The sequence below is a fragment of the Streptomyces sp. NPDC001868 genome, from assembly GCF_040297125.1.
In the GTDB taxonomy this organism is placed as follows: domain Bacteria; phylum Actinomycetota; class Actinomycetes; order Streptomycetales; family Streptomycetaceae; genus Streptomyces.
Genome location: NZ_JBEOYO010000007.1, coordinates 112,817 through 132,842, shown reverse-complemented (window position 1 = coordinate 132,842; position 20,026 = coordinate 112,817). Strand labels below are relative to the sequence as shown.

12 protein-coding genes are annotated in these 20,026 nt (G+C 71.9%); 8 read left to right on the top strand and 4 right to left on the bottom strand.

The genetic code is table 11. The features are described from left to right. Window positions 1–184: 184 nt before the first annotated feature. The 3 genes from ABT147_RS11175 to moeZ all read left to right on the top strand — a co-directional run bounded on the left by ABT147_RS11175 (window position 185) and on the right by moeZ (window position 3,123). Window positions 185–1,144, top strand: coding sequence for an NAD-dependent epimerase/dehydratase family protein (locus ABT147_RS11175; RefSeq protein WP_351404307.1), 960 nt, complete (start codon window positions 185–187; stop codon window positions 1,142–1,144). Further along, a complete protein-coding gene (locus ABT147_RS11170) occupies window positions 1,132–1,881 on the top strand; it encodes a spherulation-specific family 4 protein (protein ID WP_351404305.1) in 750 nt (249 codons plus the stop codon). Before ABT147_RS11175 ends, ABT147_RS11170 begins: the two co-directional genes overlap by 13 nt. Before the next feature lie 63 nt (window positions 1,882–1,944). Beyond that, a complete protein-coding gene (moeZ, locus tag ABT147_RS11165) occupies window positions 1,945–3,123 on the top strand; it encodes an adenylyltransferase/sulfurtransferase MoeZ (protein WP_351404303.1) in 1,179 nt (392 codons plus the stop codon). 92 nt (window positions 3,124–3,215) lie between these two features. Here moeZ and ABT147_RS11160 read toward each other — a convergent pair whose 3' ends face one another. The 3 genes from ABT147_RS11160 to ABT147_RS11150 all read right to left on the bottom strand — a co-directional run bounded on the left by ABT147_RS11160 (window position 3,216) and on the right by ABT147_RS11150 (window position 9,358). After that, window positions 3,216–4,754: an alpha/beta hydrolase gene (locus ABT147_RS11160; RefSeq protein ID WP_351404301.1), complete on the bottom strand. Its 1,539-nt coding sequence runs from the start codon at window positions 4,752–4,754 to the stop codon at window positions 3,216–3,218. A 119-nt stretch (window positions 4,755–4,873) separates the two neighbouring features. Beyond that, a complete protein-coding gene (locus ABT147_RS11155) occupies window positions 4,874–6,424 on the bottom strand; it encodes an alpha/beta hydrolase (protein ID WP_351404299.1) in 1,551 nt (516 codons plus the stop codon). Window positions 6,425–6,556: 132 nt separating this feature from the next. Next, complete coding sequence (locus tag ABT147_RS11150; RefSeq protein WP_351404297.1) at window positions 6,557–9,358, bottom strand: lysylphosphatidylglycerol synthase transmembrane domain-containing protein; 2,802 nt, start codon at window positions 9,356–9,358, stop codon at window positions 6,557–6,559. Between the two features lie 185 nt (window positions 9,359–9,543). Between ABT147_RS11150 and ABT147_RS11145 the strand changes: the two genes are divergently transcribed. From ABT147_RS11145 to nudC, 5 genes are all read left to right on the top strand, one after another. Further along, a complete protein-coding gene (locus tag ABT147_RS11145; RefSeq protein ID WP_351404295.1) occupies window positions 9,544–9,909 on the top strand; it encodes an MGMT family protein in 366 nt (121 codons plus the stop codon). 311 nt (window positions 9,910–10,220) lie between these two features. Continuing rightward, complete coding sequence (locus tag ABT147_RS11140; protein ID WP_351404293.1) at window positions 10,221–13,604, top strand: ATP-dependent helicase; 3,384 nt, start codon at window positions 10,221–10,223, stop codon at window positions 13,602–13,604. Between the two features lie 58 nt (window positions 13,605–13,662). After that, window positions 13,663–17,232, top strand: a complete 3,570-nt coding sequence (locus ABT147_RS11135) for an ATP-dependent helicase (RefSeq protein WP_351404291.1) — start codon at window positions 13,663–13,665, stop codon at window positions 17,230–17,232. 64 nt (window positions 17,233–17,296) lie between these two features. Continuing rightward, the gene (locus tag ABT147_RS11130; RefSeq protein WP_351404289.1) at window positions 17,297–18,709 is read left to right on the top strand and encodes a dipeptidase; all 1,413 of its coding nucleotides are present in this window, start codon (window positions 17,297–17,299) and stop codon (window positions 18,707–18,709) included. A 95-nt stretch (window positions 18,710–18,804) separates the two neighbouring features. Continuing rightward, window positions 18,805–19,752, top strand: coding sequence for an NAD(+) diphosphatase (nudC, locus tag ABT147_RS11125; RefSeq protein WP_351404287.1), 948 nt, complete (start codon window positions 18,805–18,807; stop codon window positions 19,750–19,752). 13 nt (window positions 19,753–19,765) lie between these two features. Here the strand turns inward: nudC and ABT147_RS11120 are convergent, their stop codons facing one another. Next, window positions 19,766–20,008, bottom strand: a complete 243-nt coding sequence (locus tag ABT147_RS11120) for a mycoredoxin (protein ID WP_257540862.1) — start codon at window positions 20,006–20,008, stop codon at window positions 19,766–19,768. Window positions 20,009–20,026: the final 18 nt, after the last annotated feature.

Below are 20,026 nucleotides of genomic sequence, written 5' to 3'. Positions count from 1 at the left end.
CTCCGTCCGGCGCACACCGCCGTGCGAAGCCCGAGCCCGACCGATGCGCGGGACCTCCGTCCCGGGCGTCCCCTCCCGCGGGGCCGACACCGCGGGCCCACCTCATCACCCACGGCACCACCCCATAAGGAGAACGCCAGATGATCACCTCCCGAACCGGAGAACCCGCCCCGGGAGCCGCCCGATGAGGGTCCTGCTGATCGGAGCCAACGGATACCTCGGCCGCTTCGTCGCCGAACGCCTGCTCGCCGACCCGGCCGTACAGCTCACCGCACTCGGCCGCGGCGACGACGCCGACGTACGGTTCGACCTCGCCAGCGGCAGCCCCGGCGCGCTCACCCGGTTCCTGGACGCCGTCCACCCCGGAGTCGTCGTCAACTGCGCCGGCGCCACCCGCGGCGGCGCCCGCGAACTCACCCGGCACAACACCGTCGCCGTCGCCACCGTCTGCGAGGCCCTGCGCCGCAGCGGTTGCGGGGCCCGGCTGGTGCAGCTCGGCTGCGGTGCCGAGTACGGGCCCAGTCAGCCCGGCTCCTCCACCGCTGAGGACGCCGTGCCCCGCCCCGGCGGCCCGTACGGCGTGAGCAAGCTCGCCGCCACCGAACTCGTCCTCGGCTCCGGCCTGGACGCCGTGGTCCTCCGCGTCTTCTCACCCGCCGGACCCGGCACCCCCGCCGGTTCCCCGCTCGGCCGCCTCGCCGAAGCCATGCGCCGGGCCATGCAGTCGGGCGACGGCGAACTCAAGCTCGGCGGCCTCGGCGTCCAGCGCGACTTCGTCGACGTACGCGATGTCGCCCGCGCCGTCCACGCCGCCTCGCTCTCCGCCGCCCAGGGGGTGATCAACATCGGCTCCGGCCGGGCCGTGCGCCTGCGTGACGCCGCAGCCGTCCTCGCCCGCGTCGCCGGCTACGGCGGTGCCCTCCACGAGCTCGACTCCCCGCCCGGCCCTCTCAGGCCCACCATCGGCCACCCCCGCCCCGAACCGGACCACGCGGCCCCCGTCTCCTACCCCTACCCGGACGGCTGCGGCAGCTGGCAGCAGGCCGATGTGCGCACCGCCCGCGACCGGCTCGGCTGGCGGCCCAGGATCAACCTCGAGGAGTCCCTCGCCGACATCTGGATGGAGGCGGCATGCCGTATCTGACCCCCGCCCCGTCCGGCACCGCGAGCACCGGCTTAGGCCTCGGTTTCGGCATCCCCGGCTATGCCCACCCCCTCGTCGCCCCACTGGAATGGGGCGAACTCGCCCGCCCCGGCGCCCCGCTGCACTGGGCCGTCCTGAACGTCTCCGACGGCCCCGGCACCCGCCCCGACCCGCACTGCCTGGAAGCCGCCGGACGGCTGCGGAACGCGGGCGTCCGAGTCCTCGGCCACCTGGACCTGACCTACGGGGCGCGCGCCTTCGCCGACATCGCCTCCGACGCGCGCCGCTATCTCGACTGGTACCGGATCGACGGCTTCCTCCTGGACCGCTGTCCCACCGAGCTCAGCGCCCTGCCCGAGACCGACCGCACGGTCGTCGTGCTCCGCGCGCTCCTCGGCGGCGGCCACATCGTCCTCGGCCACGGCACCCACCCGTATCCGGGATATGCCGAGACCGCCGACCAACTGGTGACCTTCTCCGGGTCCTGGAACGACTACCGCTGGTCGCAGGTGGCCGAGTGGACCGCCGACCATCCGCCCGAGCGCTTCTGCCACTTCGTCCACGGTGTTCCGCGCGGCCATCTCGACGAGGCGCTGCGCATCGCCCGCTGGCAGGGCGCCGGCACGATCTACTTCACCGACCGCACGGACCGCGGCGGCCGGACCGACCCCTGGGAGACGATGCCCGGCTACTGGGACGAAATCGTCTCGCTGGTTGGAACGGGTGTCTCGGAATGAAAAAGGGCGTGGCAGTGTTACGGGGAGAACAATTGTAGTGATTGACCGACCAACGGAGTCCCCGTGTCGCTGCCACCCCTGGTCGAGCCCGCTTCCGAGCTCACCGTAGACGAGGTCCGCAGGTACTCCCGCCACCTGATCATCCCCGACGTGGGGATGGACGGGCAGAAGCGGCTGAAGAACGCCAAGGTGCTCTGTGTGGGCGCCGGCGGCCTGGGCTCGCCGGCGCTGATGTACCTGGCCGCGGCGGGCGTCGGGACGCTCGGCATCGTGGAGTTCGACGAGGTCGACGAGTCGAACCTGCAGCGCCAGATCATTCACAGCCAGGCCGACATCGGCCGCTCCAAGGCCGCGTCCGCGCGCGACTCCGTCCTCGGCATCAACCCGTACGTGAACGTGATCCTCCACGAAGAGCGGCTCGAGGCCGAGAACGTGATGGACATCTTCAGCCAGTACGACCTGATCGTCGACGGCACGGACAACTTCGCGACCCGCTACCTGGTCAACGACGCGGCCGTGCTGCTGAACAAGCCGTACGTCTGGGGCTCGATCTACCGCTTCGACGGTCAGGCCTCCGTCTTCTGGTCCGAGCACGGCCCCTGCTACCGCTGCCTCTACCCCGAGCCCCCGCCGCCGGGCATGGTCCCCTCCTGCGCCGAGGGCGGTGTCCTCGGTGTGCTGTGCGCGTCGATCGGCTCCATCCAGGTCACCGAGGCCATCAAGGTCCTCACCGGCACGGGCGAGCCGCTGGTCGGCCGTCTGATGATCTACGACGCCCTGGAGATGCAGTACCGCCAGGTCAAGGTCCGCAAGGACCCCGACTGCGCGGTCTGCGGCGAGAACCCCACCGTCACCGAGCTGATCGACTACGAGGCCTTCTGCGGCGTCGTGTCCGAGGAGGCCCAGCAGGCGGCCGCCGGCTCGACGATCACTCCCAAGCAGCTCAAGGAGTGGATCGACGACGGCGAGAACATCGAGATCATCGACGTCCGGGAGATCAACGAGTACGAGATCGTCTCCATCCCCGGCGCCAAGCTGATCCCGAAGAACGAGTTCCTCATGGGCACCGCCCTGGAGGCCCTCCCGCAGGACAAGAAGATCGTCCTGCACTGCAAGACGGGTGTCCGCAGTGCGGAAGTCCTCGCGGTCCTGAAGTCGGCGGGCTTCGCCGACGCGGTCCACGTCGGCGGCGGCGTGATCGGCTGGGTCAACCAGATCGAGCCGAACAAGCCCGTCTACTAGACACACGCCTGGCAGAGAGGGGCTCGGCACCGCGGGTGCCGGGCCCCTTTCCGCTGCCGCCCCTCCTGGCGCGAACCGGCGGACGCCCCGGCCTACGTGCAGACCTTGCCGTCCTTCGGCACCGTCCCGTCCAGCAGATACGCGTTCACCGTCGAGTCGACACAACTGCTGCCGCTGCCGTACGCGCCATGGCCCTCGCCCTTCCATGTGAGCATCACACCGACGCCCTCGCCCAGTTCCTCGGCCATCTTCCGCGCACCCTCGTACGGCGTCGCCGGGTCCCCGGTGTTGCCCACCACGAGGACGGGCGCCGCTCCCGGCGCGCTCACCTCCGGCGAGTCGGTCAGTCCCGGCACCGGCCAGTCGTGGCACCAGCCCGCGGTGTCCCAGCCCAGGAACTCGCCGAAGACGGGCGAGATCTCGCGGAACTCGGGCAGTAGCTTCTTCGTCTCCCGCGAACTCGGCCGCTGCTTCTGGTCCAAGCACGATATGACCCGTTGGGAGTGGGTCGTCGTGCCGTAGCGGCCCGAGGGGTCACGCTCGTTGTACCCGTCGGCCAGCGCGAGCAGTTCGGTGCCGTCGCCGTCCTCGGCCGCGTCGAGCGCGCTGGTCAGTGTGGGCCAGCTCTGCTCGCTGTAGAGCGGCAGGACGATACCGGTGGTCGCCAGTGTCTGGGTGAGCTCACGGCCGGACGTCGTCGTCAGCGGCTCGGCGTCGATCCGCTCCAGCAGGTCCGTGATCTTCCGGGTGCCCTCCTTGGGATCCTGGCCCGTGGACTTCAGGTAGTTGTCGAGAGCGCGCTGGAAGCCCAGGGCCTGGTTCTTGGCGTGGCCCACGGTGTCGGCGGTCGGGTCGACCACCGCGTCCAGGACCAGGCGTCCCACGTTCTTGGGGAACAGGTGGGCGTAGACCCCGCCGAGCTGGGTGCCGTAGGAGATGCCGAGGTAGTGCATCTTCTCGTCGCCGAGGGCTTGGCGCATGAGGTCCATGTCACGGGCGGTCTCGGTGGTCGACACATGCGCCAGCAGCTTGCCCGCAGCCTTCTCGCAGCCCGCGCCGAAGTCGGCCGCGTCCTTGAAGAAGGCCGTCTCCTCGGTCGCGTCGTCCGGTGTGGCGTCCACCGACTCGCCCGCCTCGATCTCCTTGTCGCCGCGGCAGCGCACCCCCTCGCTCTCGGCCACCCCGCGCGGATCCCAGCTCACCAGGTCGTACCGCTTGTGCAGTTCGCTCGTGAGGCCCGCGTACGACGGCAGCATGGACACGCCGGAGCCGCCCGGTCCGCCGAAGTTGAACAGGAGGGAGCCGATGCGCTCGTCGGCGTCGCCGGTCGCTTTGCTGCGGATCAGAGCGAGCCCAATCGTGCCGTCGTCCGGTTTCGCGTGGTCCAGCGGCACCTTCAGCGTCGCGCACTGCCAGTCGCCGCCCGGCGCCGGGCCCTCCGACGTCGCCTTGCACCGCCCCCAGTCGAGCTTCTGGGGTGCCGGTGCCGGTGCCGGTGCCGATGCCGACGCGGAGCCCGAGGCCTTGCCGTCGTCCGCTTCGTCACCTGCCCCGTCGTCCGTGCCGCCGCTACAGCCGGCGATCAGCAGCACGGCGGCTGCCAGAGCCGCCCCCCGTGGAAAACGCGTCATGAGTGGGTCCCCCCTCTTGCTGTACCACCCACCGGATGTCCCGAATGGCGGTCATGCCATGGTATGCGGACTGGTGTGAATGCCGAGATGGTCTGTGGATAACGTTCTGACCTGCATGTTCACGAGCAGACGGTGCCGGATTTCGGTACCTTGCCCGTCAGCAGGTAACCGTCCACGGCCGTCTGTACGCACGCATTGTCGCTGCCGTACGCACCATGCCCCTGCCCCTTGTACGTCAGCTCGACCCCGACTCCCGGCCCGAGCGCCTCCACCATCTTCCGCGCGCCCTCGTACGGCGTGGCCGGGTCGCCCGTGTTGCCGATCACGAGGATCGGCGCCGAGCCCGGGGCACGCACATCGGGATGGTCGGCCGCGCCGGCGACGGCCCAGTCGGTGCAGGTGAGCATGGACCAGGCGAGCCATTCGCCGAAGACGGGAGAGGCCGCCCGGAACTCGGCCAGCCTCGCCTCCACGTCCTCGGTGGTGTAGCGCGGCTTGTCGTCCGCGCAGTTGATGGAGACGTTCGCCGCGGTGAGGTTGCTGTACTCGCCGTTCTCGTTGCGCCCGTTCAACGAGTCGGACAGCAGCATGAGCACGCTGCCGTCCCCGTCGTACGCCAGTTCCAGGCCCTGAGTCAGAATCGGCCAGAAGTCCTGGGAGTACATGGCCTGGGCGATACCGCTCGTGGCCGCGGACTGGGTCAGGTCGCGGGGGAAGACTCCGGTGATCGGCTTGGTGTCGAGGTCGGCGAGCAGTTTGATGATCCGGTCCTCGACCTCCTGCTCGGTGTCGCCGACCGGGCAGTCCTCCTGCTTCGACACGCAGTCCCGTGCGTAGTTGTCGAGCGCCAGCTGGAATCCCTCGGCCTGTCCGAGCGAGCCCTGCTCCGCCGTCTGTGTCGGGTCGACGACCGCGTCGAACACGGCACGTCCGACCTTCCTGGGGAACAGGTGGGCGTAGACGCCGCCGAGTTCGGTGCCGTAGGAGATGCCGAAGTAGTGCAGTCTGTCGTCGCCGAGGACCTGCCGCAAGAGGTCCAGGTCGCGGGCCGCGTCCGTGGTGCGGACGTGCGGGAGCGTCTTGCCGGAGTTCTCCTCGCAGGCGGAGTTGAAGTTCTTCGTGGTGTCGAGGAACTCCCTCCGCTCGGCAGTGTCGTCCGGGGTCGAGTCCTGCTGGAAGTACTCGTCGAGTTCCTCGTCGTCCTCGCACCGGATGCCCTCGCTGCGGCCTACGCCACGCGGATCGAAGCTCACCAGGTCGTAGCGGGTGCGCAGTTTCGCGTACTTCGCGCCGAAGGAGGGGAGCGCCTTGACGCCCGAGCCGCCGGGGCCGCCGAAGTTGAAGACGAGCGAGCCGATGCGCTGGTCGGCGGCGCCGCTGGACCGGGCCCGGATCAGCGCGAGGGAGATCGTGTCGCCCTCGGGTTCGTCCCAGTCGAGGGGAGCCTTCATGGTGGCGCACTGCCAGACGTCGCCGTCCGGCAGCGGTGAGGGCGCCGTGCCGCCGCCCTCGGACTCGGACGGTGCCTCACAGGTTTCCCAGCTCAGCTTCTGGGCCGTCAGGTCCTCGTCGCCGCCCTGGGTGTCGCCTCCGCAGCCCGCCGCCGACAGGGCCAGCAGAACGGCGATGGCGGTCACGGCGATGGCGGGCGGCCGGGGCGAGGTGGGCATGCGTCCATCCTGGAGGTGCCCTGGTCGACGCGCTCGGGGCACGGGCCGTGCGGGTGAGCCGCGGGGAGGCGCCGCCACGCGCGCGTAGGCCGTGTGGGTCCGCAACCGGGAGCCACGCGCGCGTGAACCCGCTTAGAGCGCGCCCTTTCGAGACAGCTGATTGAAGGCCAGCCATCCCGGCAGCACGGGCAGCCACAGGGTCAGCAGGCGGAACAGCAGCACCGCGGGTGCGGCGACCTCCTTGGGGAGGCCGACGGCGATCAGACCCACCGTCAGGGTGGCCTCGACCGCGCCGACACCGCCCGGGGTCGGCGCCGCGGACCCCAGGGCGTTACCCGCGAGGAAGACGACGGCGACGCTGGCGATGCTGATCGAGACGTCGTCGTTGCCGAAGGCGCGGATCGAGGCGTCCAGGCACATCACGAAGCAGCCGGTGAGGAGCAGCATGCCGCCGATGCCGGTGACCAGCTTCTGCGGCCGCTGCAGCACGTCGAGCATGCGCGGCACGACACCCGCGAAGAGCGACCGCACGCGCGTGACGACGAACTTGCGCAGGAACGGGATCGACGTCACCACCAGGACGAGCACCGCGACCGTCAACAGGCCCGCGATGACGGTGCGGGACGGCGACAGGGACGGCGTCTTCTCGGTGCCGGTCAGATAGCCGAAGGCGAGCAGCATCAGGATGTGGCAGCCGAGCCCGAAGAGCTGGGACGCGCCGACACTCGCCACCGCGAGCCCCGGCCGCACCCCCGCACGTTGCAGGAAGCGGGTGTTGAGTGCCACACCGCCCACCGCGGCCGGCGCCACGATCTTGACGAACGACCCGGCGACCTGTGCCCCGATCGTCCGCAGGAACGGCACCCGCTCGGGTACGAAGCCCAGCAGGCTCATCGCCGCCGCGACATAGCTCAGCGCGGAGAAGAACACGGCCGCGGCGACCCAGCCCCACTCGGCGTTCTCGATGAGCGGCCCGAACTCGATGTGGGTGAGCTGGGTCAGCAGGAAGTACGCGCCGATCGCGCCGGCGATGAGGCTGATCAGGGTGCGTGGCTTGACCCGCTCCAGGCGGGCCGGTTCGACCGGTGCCTGGGGCCTGATCAGCAGCACCTGGTGGCGGATCTGGGTGAGCAGATCCTCCTCGCGGGCCTCCTCCAGGGCCTCGTCGATCGCCCGCTTCTCGGCCCGCTGCTCGGCGCGTACGGCCTTCTTGTCGGCCTTGCCGGGCTCGGTGGCCTTGCTGTGCTCCTCCGCGCGGGCCTGCTTGGCCAGGTGGGACGCCTCCAGGACCGCTTCGCGCTCGCGTTCGGAGCGCTCCCGGGCCAGTCGGCGCAGGGTCGCGCGCGTGGAGCGCGACAGGGCGATGGGCTGGAGCATCGGCAGGCAGTCGGCCACCGCGTCGGGGCCGAGGACGCTGACCGCCGAGGCCACAGCGCGTTCGGCGCCGACGCGCAGGCCCAAGGTCGTCAGCAGTTGGGAGACGTCCATGCGCAGCACCAGGTCGCCGGCCGCGATCTCGCCGACGCGCAGATCGGTCAGGATCACCGTGCCGGAACGATCCACCAGAACCGCGTCGCCGACCAGCCTGCGGTGCGCGATACGCCGCGACTGCAGGGCCTTCACCTGGTGCCAGGTGTCAGACATCAGCTCGTCGGTGACCTCGTCGTCCGCCAGGGAGTCCAGGGTGCGCCCGCCGGTGTGCTCGTAGACGAGCATCACGGCGTCCGGTCCGAGTTCGGAGGTCGCGATCAGCTTCGGCGCGTTGGCGCCGGCGGCGATGGCCGCGTACGCGAGGAGGGCCTCCTGCTCCAGCGCCTGGCGCAGCGACTGGAGGCTGCGGCGTGTGGTGATGCCGCGCAGCGTCAGCCGCCGCCAGACACGGTAGAAGAAGCCCTGTGCCTGCTGTTCCCGGTCGACGACGGTGACATCGAGGGGTGGGCCGTCCTCCAGGGTCACGAAGTACCGGCGGCCCCGGTCGCCGCCCTCCGCCGTCTCCGGCATCTCCTCACGGGCCGCGCTCACCGGTCTGAAGCCGACCCGCCTGAGGCCGGCCATCAGGGTCCGGCCGGTCGGGCGCACGTTCGGGGAGCCGACCGCGTACAGCGTTCCGTAGGCGACGGTCCAGCCGATCAGCACCGTCAGGATGATCGAGAACGGTGTCGTGTAGCCGGTGACCAGCATCGAGAAGGCGTCCAGCAGCAACACGATCCACAGGACGGCCCGCCAGCGCGGTCTGCGGGACATGCCCACGGCGGTCATGTACGCGATGACCGGCGCGAGATAGCCGTGCACGGGGTCGGTGAGGGCGTGGATGCCACCGGGAGAGGGCTGGGTAAGCGCTTCCTGGATCGAGTCCGGGGCGGCCCTGGCCACCCACAGGTCGGTCGCCAGCGTCACTCCGTGCGCCAGGACCGCCGCCAGCACACCGTCGGCGATGCGCAGCCCGTCCCGCTTGATCAGCCGTTCGATCGCGAAGGCCACCGGCACCAGCAGGATCGCGATGCTCGATCCGAGGCCCGCGAGCTTGATCAGAAGATCGGGTGCCTGCCCCGTGCCCTTGTTGATGTCCTGTTCGAGCCCGGACGTGGTGCCATGGGCGAACGCGGCGATCGCCAGCAGGACGATGATCCCGAGGATGCCGACCGACAGCCGCATGAGGTCGGAAGGACGGTGCACGCGCGCGGGGAGCAAGGGTTCATCGCCCTCGACCTCCTCGGCGTGCGCCTCCTCCAGGTCGTCCTCGTCCCGCTCGGCCTGCGGCTTCTCGTGCTCGTGCGTCTCCGGGGCGTCCGTCTCGTCCGAAGGCGGGGTGGTGTCGGGTGCCTTCTCCGAGACGTTCTCGGCGCCCTTGCCGCCCTCCTCGGAGGCGTCCAGGCGCGACGAGGCGTCAGAGGTGCCCGCCGCGTCATCGGGGTGCACGCTCTGCTGCTTCATCGTCTCTTCTTGGTCTCGTATCACCAGTCACCGCCCGCACGATGGTGGCATGCCGGGTGGGCACACAGGGGCATCAGGGTGCAATGCGGGGGCGCACAGTCTGCCCGAAGACCGCCCCTGGGGCGAGGGACGCACGCGTAGGCCACCACGTCCCATTGTCGGTGGGGTGGGGCAGGATGGGGCGGATGAGCGAGGAGAGCCTTCCGGCGGACGCCCTGCCGGAGTACGCGGAGCGGGTCCTCGAGGTCACCGACCTGATCCCGCCGGGGCGGGTCATGACGTACGGGGACGTCGCCGAGTGGCTGGGGGAGGGCGGCCCGCGCCAGGTGGGCCGTGTGATGGCCCTCTACGGGGGCGCGGTTCCGTGGTGGCGGGTCGTCCGCGCCGACGGCGTCCTGCTGCCCGGTCACGAACTGCGAGCCCTGGACCACTACCGCGCGGAGGGCACGCCCCTGCGCGAGGCGAGCCGGTCCGCCGAGGGCCATGTGCCGCGCGTCGACATGAGATGGGCGCGCTGGGACGGCGGTGCACACGCGGAGGGTCACACCTGACAGCCTCCGGTATCCGGCGGACCTCCGGGCGACCCCTGGTCCGTACGGGGGAAGCGGGGCACGTCGGTGGCATGCCGTACGTTCGTGGGGCGAGGGACGCGGGTGCCGCGCGAATCGGGAGGGAACAAGGGGAAGCCCTGCTTCCGCACCACCGCCGGGCGTAGCGTCGGCCGCACATGTCCCGCTCACCCCGCGGCCACCGCCCTCGACGAGCGGCGGGTCCCGCACCCGTTTCCCGACCACCACCCCTCGACCCCGGCGCACCGCGTCGGCAGTGACCTCTCGCACACCCACCAGGACCGGCGAACCACGTGAGCTCCTCTTTCTCCACCAGGCGCCTGTCGCACACCCAGGTGCGACAGGGGAGCCGTGGCGCTTACCGACTGGTGCGTACCCCGCCGGCCCGAACGGACCCCCCTCGTCTGGACGCCGAGCAGCGTGGCGTGGTTGACCACGAGCGGGGCCCTCTGCTCGTCCTCGCAGGTCCCGGCACAGGCAAGACGACCACGCTCGTCGAGTCCGTGGCGGCCCGCGTCGCCCGGGGGGCGGACCCCGCGCGCGTGCTGGTCCTGACCTTCAGCCGCAAGGCGGCCGTGGAACTGCGCGACCGCATGGCCCTGCGCATGGGCGCCTCGCGCGCCCCGAGGGCCACCACCTTCCACTCGTTCTGCTACGCCCTGGTCCGCGCCCACCAGGACAGCGACCTGTTCGCCGAGCCCCTGCGCCTGCTGTCCGGTCCCGAACAGGACGTGGCGGTCCGTGAACTGCTCGCGGGCCAGCCCGACCTGGAGCGCCTGGGCCTCGCGCATGTGCGCTGGCCGGACGAGCTGCGCGCCTGCCTGACCACACGCGGTTTCGCCGACGAGGTCCGCGCGGTCCTCGCCCGCAGCCGCGAACTGGGCCTGGCCCCCGAGGACCTGCGGGCCTTCGCCACGCGCATCGGCCGCCCGGACTGGCTGGCGGCCTCCGCCTTCCTCGCCGAGTACCTCGACGTCCTCGACCTGCAGGGGGTGCTCGACTACGCGGAACTGGTCCACCGGGCCGTGCTGCTCGCCGACCGCCCGGGCGTCGCCGAGCGACTGGCCGCCCAGTACGACGCGGTGTACGTCGACGAGTACCAGGACACGGACCCCGCCCAGGTACGGCTCCTGGAGGCCCTCGCGGGCGGTGGCCGCACCCTGGTGGCGTTCGGTGACCCCGACCAGTCGATCTACACCTTCCGGGGTGCCGATGTGAACGGCATCCTGGAGTTCCCGGCGGCCTTCCCGCGCGCGGACGGCCGGCAGGCCCCGGTCGCGGTTCTCAGGAACTCCCGCCGCTCGGGAGCGGGCCTGCTCGCCGCCACCCGTCTGATCACCCAGCGCATGCCGCTCACCCGCCTCCCCGCCGAGAAGGTACGGGCCCACCGCGAGCTCAGGCCGGTACGGGACGGGGGGCGCGTCGAGGTCTACACGTACCCGACGTCGGGCACCGAGCTGGACAACATCGCGGACGTCCTGCGACGGGCCCATCTGGAGGACGGCGTCCCCTGGAGCGAGATGGCCGTCCTGGTGCGCGCCGGCGCCCGCACGATCCCGTCGATGCGGCGCGCCCTCACCGCCGCGGGCGTTCCCCTGGAGATCGACGGCGACGACCTGCCCCTGCGCCACGAACCGGCCGTACAGCCCCTTCTGGCGGCGCTGCGGGCCGTGGCACGCGCGGAGCTGGGGGAGACGGCCCCGGCGGCTTCGACCGAGGCGCCGGACGGCTCCGACGACTCACCAGACCACTCGCCCGACGACTCGCCCGACGACTCGTCCGACGCCCCCGAGTCGCGACCCTCCTGGCTGGACACCGAGACCGCGCTCGACCTCCTCGCCTCCCCCCTCGCCGGCATGGACACCGCCGATCTGCGGCGCCTCGGCCGCGCGCTGCGCGAGGAGGAGCGGGCCGGCGGCAACCCCGTACCGCCGCCCTCGGACGAACTGCTGGCACGCGCGCTGGCGGAGCCGGAGCGACTGGTGGCGCACGACCCGGTGTACGCGCGCGGCGCACAACGCCTGGGCGCGCTGCTGCGGAAGGCGCGCGAGCGCCTCGCGGGCGGCGGTACGGCCGAGGAGGCGCTGTGGGAGCTGTGGGACGGCACGCCGTGGCCCAGGCGCCTGGAGCGGGCCGCCCGGCGCGGTGGCGCGGCCGGGCGCAACGCGGACCGTGACCTCGACGCCGTGTGCGCGCTGTTCGCGACGGCCGCGCGCGCGGAGGAGCGCACCGGGGGCCTCGGCGCTCTCAACTTCCTGGCGGAGATCGAGGCCGAGGACATCGCCGCCGACACGCTCACCGGACGGGCCGTCCGCCCCGACGCCGTACGCCTGATGACCGCGCACCGTTCCAAAGGCCTCCAATGGCGCCTGGTCGTCGTCGCGGGAGTCCAGGAAGGGCTGTGGCCGGACCTGCGCCGTCGCGGCTCGCTCCTGGAGGCCGACCGCATCGGCCGCGACGGTCTCGCCGAACCGCTCACGCCGGGCGCGCTGCTCGCGGAGGAACGCCGTCTGTTCTACGTGGCCGCCACACGCGCGCGTGAACGCCTCGTCGTCACCGCCGTGAAGACTCCCGCCGACGACGGCGACCAGCCCTCCCGCTTCCTCGCCGAACTGGGCGTCGAGCCCAAGGACGTCACCGGCCGCCCCCGCCGCCCGCTGTCCGTGGCCGCCCTCGTCGCCGAACTGCGCGCCACGACGGTGGATCCGCGCGTGTCGGACACCCTCCGCGAGGCCGCGGCCCAGCGCCTGGCCCGGCTGGCCGTGCTGAGCGACGAGGACGGCCGCCCGCTGGTGCCGTCGGCGCACCCGTACCGCTGGTGGGGCATGTTCGAGCCCACCGAGAGCAAGGTGCCGCTCAGGAACCGCGACCAGCCCGTCGTGCTGTCCGGCAGCGCCCTCGACCAGCTCGCCAACACCTGCGCCCTGCAGTGGTTCCTGGGCCGCGAGGTGAAGGCCGACGCGCCCGCGACCGCCGCCCAGGGCTTCGGCAACGTCGTTCACGTCCTCGCCGACGAGGTCGCCTCCGGACGCACCCCCGCCGACCTCGACGTCCTCATGGAGCGCCTCGACTCCGTGTGGAACGCGCTCGCCTTCGACGCGCCCTGGAAGTCGGAGCAGGAGAAGCAGCACGCGCGCGTGGCGCTCGAACGCTTCCTGAAGTGGCATGTCATGGACCGCACGGGGCGAGCCCCGGTGGCCAGTGAGCACGACTTCGACGTCACCCTCGAAGCGGGCGACTACGAGGTGCGCATCCGGGGCTCCATGGACCGTGTCGAGGCCGACGCCGAGGGCCGCGCGTACGTCGTCGACTTCAAGACGGGCAAGCAGGCCGTCAGTTCCGCCGAGGTGACCCGCCACCCCCAGCTCGCCGTGTACCAGCTCGCGGTCCGCGAGGGAGCCGTCGACGAGCCCTTCGGCGGTGTGCGCCCCGAATCGGGCGGCGCCGAACTCGTCCAGCTGCGGCAGGGCGCCGCCAAGAAGAACGGCGGCGAGACCGTCCCCAAGGTGCAGGCCCAGGAACCCCTGGAAGGGGAGTGGGTGGGAGACCTCCTGGCCACGGCCGCGGGCAAGGTCCTGGACGAACGCTTCTCCCCGACTGCCGGACAGCACTGCACACACTGCGCATTCCGGGCGTCGTGCAGTGCCCGCCCCGAAGGCCGTCACGTGGTCGAGTGACACCGGCCGCGGGGAGACGCGGCGTCCACTGTCAGTGGCCGCCGTTAGCCTCTCTGGAATGTCCGCCCGTATCAGCGATCCCGAGCAGCTCAAGGAGCTCCTCGGCATCCCGTTCACCCCGGAGCAGACGGCGTGCATCGTCGCGCCGCCCGCCCCGCAGGTGATCGTGGCCGGAGCCGGGTCGGGCAAGACCACGGTGATGGCCGCGCGCGTGGTGTGGCTGGTCGGCACCGGACAGGTCGCCCCCGAACAGGTGCTCGGCCTGACGTTCACCAACAAGGCGGCGGGCGAACTCGCCGAGCGCGTCCGCAAGGCCCTGGTCAGAGCGGGCATCACCGACCCGGACGTGATCGACCCGGACAACCCGCCGGGCGAGCCGGTCATCTCCACCTATCACGCCTTCGCGGGCCGCCTCCTGACCGACCACGGCCTGCGCATCGGCCTGGAACCCACCTCCCGGCTCCTCGCCGACGCCACCCGCTACCAGCTCGCCGCGCGCGTGCTCCGGGAGTCCCCGGGCCCCTACCCGGCACTGACCCGCTCCTTCCCGGACCTGGTCAGCGACCTCCTGACCCTCGACTCCGAACTCGCCGAGCACCTCGTCCGCCCCGAGGACCTGCGCGCGTACGACGCCGAACTGCTGCGCGAGCTGGAGGGCGCCAAGCTCAGCAACGCGGACCTCCGCAAGATCCCCGAGGCGGCCGCCGCCCGGCGCGAACTCACCGAACTGGTGGGCCGCTACCGCGCGGCCAAACGCGAGCGTGACCTCCTCGACTTCGGCGACCAGATCGCCCTGTCCGCGGGCCTCGCAGGGCTCCCCGAGGTGGGGCGCGTCCTGCGGGACGAGTTCCGGGTGGTCCTCCTGGACGAGTACCAGGACACCTCGGTGGCCCAACGCGTCCTGCTGGCGGGCCTGTTCGGCGGCGGCACCGGCCACCCCGTGACCGCCGTCGGCGACCCCTGCCAGGCCATCTACGGCTGGCGCGGCGCCTCCGTCGCCAACCTCGACGACTTCCCCGAGCACTTCGCCCACCCCGACGGCCGCCCCGCGACCCGCCAGGCGCTCAGTGAGAACCGTCGCAGCGGCGGCCGTCTCCTCGACCTCGCCAACGGCCTCGCGGAGCCCCTGCGGGCCATGCACGCGGGCGTGGAGGCCCTCCGGCCCGCCCCCGGCGCCGAACGCGACGGCATGGTCCGCTGCGCGCTGCTGAACACCCACGCCGAGGAACTGGACTGGATCGCCGACTCGATCGCCCACCTCGTGCGCACCGGCAAGGAACCCGGCGAGATCGCGGTCCTGTGCCGCACGGCCGGCGACTTCGCCGAGATCCAGGGCGCGCTCGTCGCCCGCGACGTCCCGGTCGAGGTCGTCGGCCTCTCTGGGCTACTCCACCTTCCCGAGGTCGCCGACCTCGTCGCCGTCTGCGAGGTCCTCCAGGACCCCGGTGCCAACGCCTCCCTCGTCCGTCTCCTCACCGGCCCTCGCTGGCGGATCGGCCCACGCGACCTCGCCCTCCTGGGGCGCCGCGCCAGGCTGCTCGTGTCCCACGCGCGCGTGGACGGCGACGACGACCCGGACCGCCGGCTCGCCGCGGCCGTCGAGGGTGTCGATCCGTCCGAGGTGATCTCACTGGCGGACGCGCTGGACACGTTCCTGGAGCTGCCGCTCGAAGCGGAGAGGGAGGACGACGGGCTGCCGTTCTCGCCGGACGCGCGCGTGCGGTTCGCCCGTCTCGCCGCCGAACTGCGCGACCTGCGCCGCTCACTCGCCGACCCGCTCATGGACGTCCTCCACCGGGTGCTCGCCGTCACCGGCCTGGAGGTGGAACTCTCCGCGTCCCCGCACGCGCTCGCCGCCCGCCGCCGCGAGACCCTGTCCAACTTCCTGGACACCGCCGCCTCCTTCGCCGCCAACAGCGCAGGCGAGGCCACCCTGCTCGCCTTCCTGGGCTTCCTGCGGACGGCCGCCCAGTACGAGAAGGGCCTCGACAACGCCCTGCCGGGCGGCGAGAACACCGTCAAGGTGCTCACCGCCCACAAGTCCAAGGGCCTGGAGTGGGACGTCGTCGCCGTGCCCGGCCTGGTCACCGGCACCTTCCCCAGCACCCAGGGCCGGGAGAAGTGGACCGCCCAGGGCAAGGTCCTGCCGCACGCACTGCGCGGCGACGCCGACACCCTTCCCGACGTCGAAGCCTGGGACTCGCGCGGCCTGAAGGCCTTCCAGGACGCCATGAAGGACCACCAGCACACCGAGGAACTCCGCCTCGGCTACGTCACCTTCACCCGCCCCCGCTCCCTGCTCCTCGGCTCCGGCCACTGGTGGGGCCCGTCCCAGAAGCGCCCGCGCGGCCCGTCCGACTTCCTCAAAGCCCTGTACGACCACTGCGTCGCCGGACACGGCGAGATCGAGGCCTGGGCCGACGAACCCGAGGAGGACGCCGAGAACCCCGCCCTCCACGAAGCGGCCGCCGACCACGCCTGGCCCCTCCCGCTCGACGCCACCTCCCTGCTGCGCCGCCGCGCCGCCGCCCAGACCGTCCTGGCCCACCTGGAGAGGGCCGCCTCCCACGAGGAAGCCCATCCGGGCGCCTCCCACGCCCCGGACCCCCACTCCCACGACCACCCGGACTGGCCGCACCCGCCGGACGACGAAGAAGCCCTCTACGGCGAAGAAGCCCCCTACGACGACGAGGTCTCGGACGACGTCCCCTACGAGGAGGACGATTTCCCGGCGGACGCCTCCGAGGGACTCCCGGACGAGGACACCTTCGAGGACACCGACGACTGGGACTCCTGGTCGCCGGACCGCCCCGCGCGGGCCGCCCACGCGCGCGTGGAGCACCACCCCCCGCAGGGCGAGCACCTGCCTGCCGTGCCGCACGCCCGCCGGCACCCCGCGTCCGGCCTCAGCCCCGAGGAGGCGCGCACCGTCGCTTCCTGGGACCGCGACCTCGACGCCCTCACCGGGGAGCTCCTGCGGGCCCGCGCGAAGGTCACCGACGTACCCCTGCCGGCGTCGCTGACCGCCTCGCAGCTGATGCGTCTGGCCGCCGATCCGGACGGCTTCGCGCAGGAGCTGGCCCGCCCCATGCCACGCCCCCCGCAGCCCGCGGCGCGACGCGGCACCCGTTTCCACGCCTGGGTCGAGGCCCGCTTCGAAGAGCTGCGGCTGCCCATGCTGGAGCCCGAGGAACTGCCCGGCAGCGAGGCCGAGATCGCCGACGAACTGGACCTGGAAACTCTCAAGGAGGCCTTCGAACGCACCCCGTACGCCCACCGCACGCCCCACCGCGTCGAGGAACCCTTCCAGCTCGGCATCGCCGGACGCGTCGTACGCGGCCGTATCGACGCCGTCTACCGGGAGAGCCACGACGACGGGACGACGACGTACGAGATCGTCGACTGGAAGACCAGCCGCACCCGTACCGCCGACCCGCTCCAGCTCGCCGTCTACCGGCTCGCCTGGGCCGAGCGGCAGGGCGTGCCCCTGGAGTCCGTCGGGGCGGCCTTCCTGTACGTCCGCACCGGCGACGTCGTACGGCCCGAGAACCTCCCCGACCGGGCCGCGCTGGAGCGGCTGCTCCTGGAGGGGCCCGGCGCCGACGGCCCGGACGCGGGCGCCGACTGACCTGGGGCGGTCACGGACGAACCGCCCGACGGGCATGTCGGTGCGGGCCGATAGGCTCGTGAGCATGAGCCAGCCCGTTGACAGCGACGTCAGCGTCGTCCGTACATACATCGAGAACCACCGTGCCGCTTTCCTCGACGACCTCGTGGAATGGCTGCGTATCCCGTCGGTGTCGGCCCAGCCCGAGCACGCGACGGACGTACGACGCAGCGCCGACTGGCTGGCGGCCAAGCTCCGGGAGACCGGTTTCCCCACCGCAGAGGTCTGGGAGACACCGGGGGCCCCCGCCGTCTTCGCGGAGTGGCCCTCCGAGGACGCCGGCGCCCCCACGGTTCTGGTCTACGGGCACCACGACGTGCAGCCCGCGGCCCTGGCGGACGGTTGGGACACCGAGCCGTTCGAGCCGGTGATCCGCGGAAACCGTCTCCACGCGCGCGGGGCGGCCGACGACAAGGGGCAGGTGTTCTTCCACACACTCGGTGTCCGCGCCCACCTCGCCGCGACGGGCCGTACCACTCCCGCCGTCCACCTCAAGATGTTGATCGAGGGCGAGGAGGAGTCCGGCTCCCCGCACTTCCGTGCCCTCGTCGAGGAGCACGCCGAGCGGCTCGCCGCCGACGCGGTCGTCGTCTCCGACACCGGCATGTGGGCCGAGGACACCCCCACCGTGTGCACCGGCATGCGCGGCCTCGCCGAGTGCGAGATCCGGCTGCACGGCCCCGACCAGGACATCCACTCCGGCTCCTTCGGCGGCGCCGTACCGAACCCGGCCACCGAGGTCGCCCGCCTCGTCGCCGCCCTGCACGACGAGCACGCGCGCGTGGCGATCCCCGGCTTCTACGACGGCGTCACCGAACTCACCGAACGCGAGCGCGAACTCTTCGCCGAACTGCCCTTCGACGAGGAGCGATGGCTGCGCACGGCCAGGTCCACGGCGACGCACGGCGAAGCCGGACACACCACCCTGGAGCGCGTCTGGGCCCGCCCGACCGCCGAGGTCAACGGCATCGGCGGCGGTTACCAGGGCGTGGGCAGCAAGACGATCATCCCGTCCTCGGCCATGGTGAAGCTGTCCTTCCGCCTGGTCGCCGGACAGGACCCCGACCACATCCAGAAGGCCGTCACCGCCTGGGCCGCCGAGCGGATTCCCGCCGGGATCCGCCACGAGATCACGTTCAGCGGGTCCACCCGCCCCTGCCTGACACCTCTGGACCACCCGGCCCTGCGGTCGGTCGTACGGGCCATGGGCCGCGCCTTCCAGCAGCCGGTCCGCCACACGCGCGAGGGCGGCTCCGGCCCCGCCGCCGATCTCCAGGAAGTCCTCGGCGCACCCGTGCTCTTCCTGGGCATCTCCGTCCCCTCCGACGGCTGGCACGCCCCCAACGAGAAGGTCGAACTCGATCTGCTCCTCAAAGGCGTCGAGACCAGCGCGTACCTCTGGGGCGAACTGGCCCGGAACTCCCGCGAGGCACACTGAAGAAGGCCCCGCACGCCCCAGCCCACCCACCCGCCGCACGCCCCGCCGAACCGCCCGCCCAATCATCCGTTTCACCGGGGGAGTTGGAAGCACCCGTGACCACCTGGACCGACTACACCGCCGACCGCCCCATCGCGCTCACCGCCCCCAGCGGCATCGACCGGGCCGCCCACCACCGCCTCGACGAGGCCTGGCTCGCGGCGGCGTGGAGCCACCCCACAACCCGCTGCTTCGTGGTCTCCGGCGGTCAGGTCCTCATCGACGAGACCCCGGACGGCACCACCGAACTCGTCATGATCCCCTCGTTCGAGGCCCCGCTCACCGAGGCACACCGCTACTTCCTGGGGGCCGACGCCGACGGTGTGAGCTATTTCGCACTCCAGAAGGACGCGCTCCCCGGACGCATGGACCAGTCCGCTCGTCCGGCGGGACTGCGCGAGGCGGGCATGCTGCTGTCGCCGCGCGACACGGGTCTCATGGTGCACGCGGTCGGCCTGGAGAACTGGCAGCGCACCCACCGCTTCTGCTCCCGCTGCGGCGAGCGCACGGTCATCGCGGCGGCCGGTCACATCCGCCGCTGCCAGGCCTGCGGCGCCGAGCACTACCCGCGCACCGACCCGGCGGTGATCATGGCCGTCACGGACGACGAGGACCGCATCCTGCTGGGCCGCCAGGTGCACTGGCCCGAGGGCCGCTTCTCCACCCTGGCGGGTTTCGTGGAGCCCGGAGAGTCCATCGAGCAGTCCGTGCGGCGCGAGGTCCACGAGGAGGTCGGCATCACCGTCGGCCAGGTCGAGTACATCGCCAGCCAGCCCTGGCCCTTCCCCTCCAGCCTCATGCTGGGCTTCATGGCCCGCGCCACCTCGACCACCGTGGACGTCGACGGGGACGAGATCCACGAGGCCCGCTGGTTCTCCCGGGAAGAGCTGCGGGCCGCGTTCGAGTCCGGAGAGGTCCTGCCTCCCTACGGCATCTCGATCGCGGCCCGACTGATCGAACTCTGGTACGGCAAGCCCCTGCCGACGCGAGGTCACACCGGCTAGGACTCCTCCGCCGTTACGCGCCGATCTTCTGCTTGACCTGCGCAAGCGAGGGGTTCGTGAGCGTCGAACCGTCCGGGAAGAGGACGGTGGGAACCGTCTGGTTCCCGCCGTTCGCCTTCTCCACGAACGCGGCGGACTCCGGGTCGTGCTCGATGTTGATCTCGTTGTACGTGATGCCCTCGCGGTCCATCTGGCTCTTCAGCCGGCGGCAGTAGCCGCACCACGTGGTGCTGTACATCGTCACAGTGCCCGCCATGTTCCTGGCGCTCCTTCA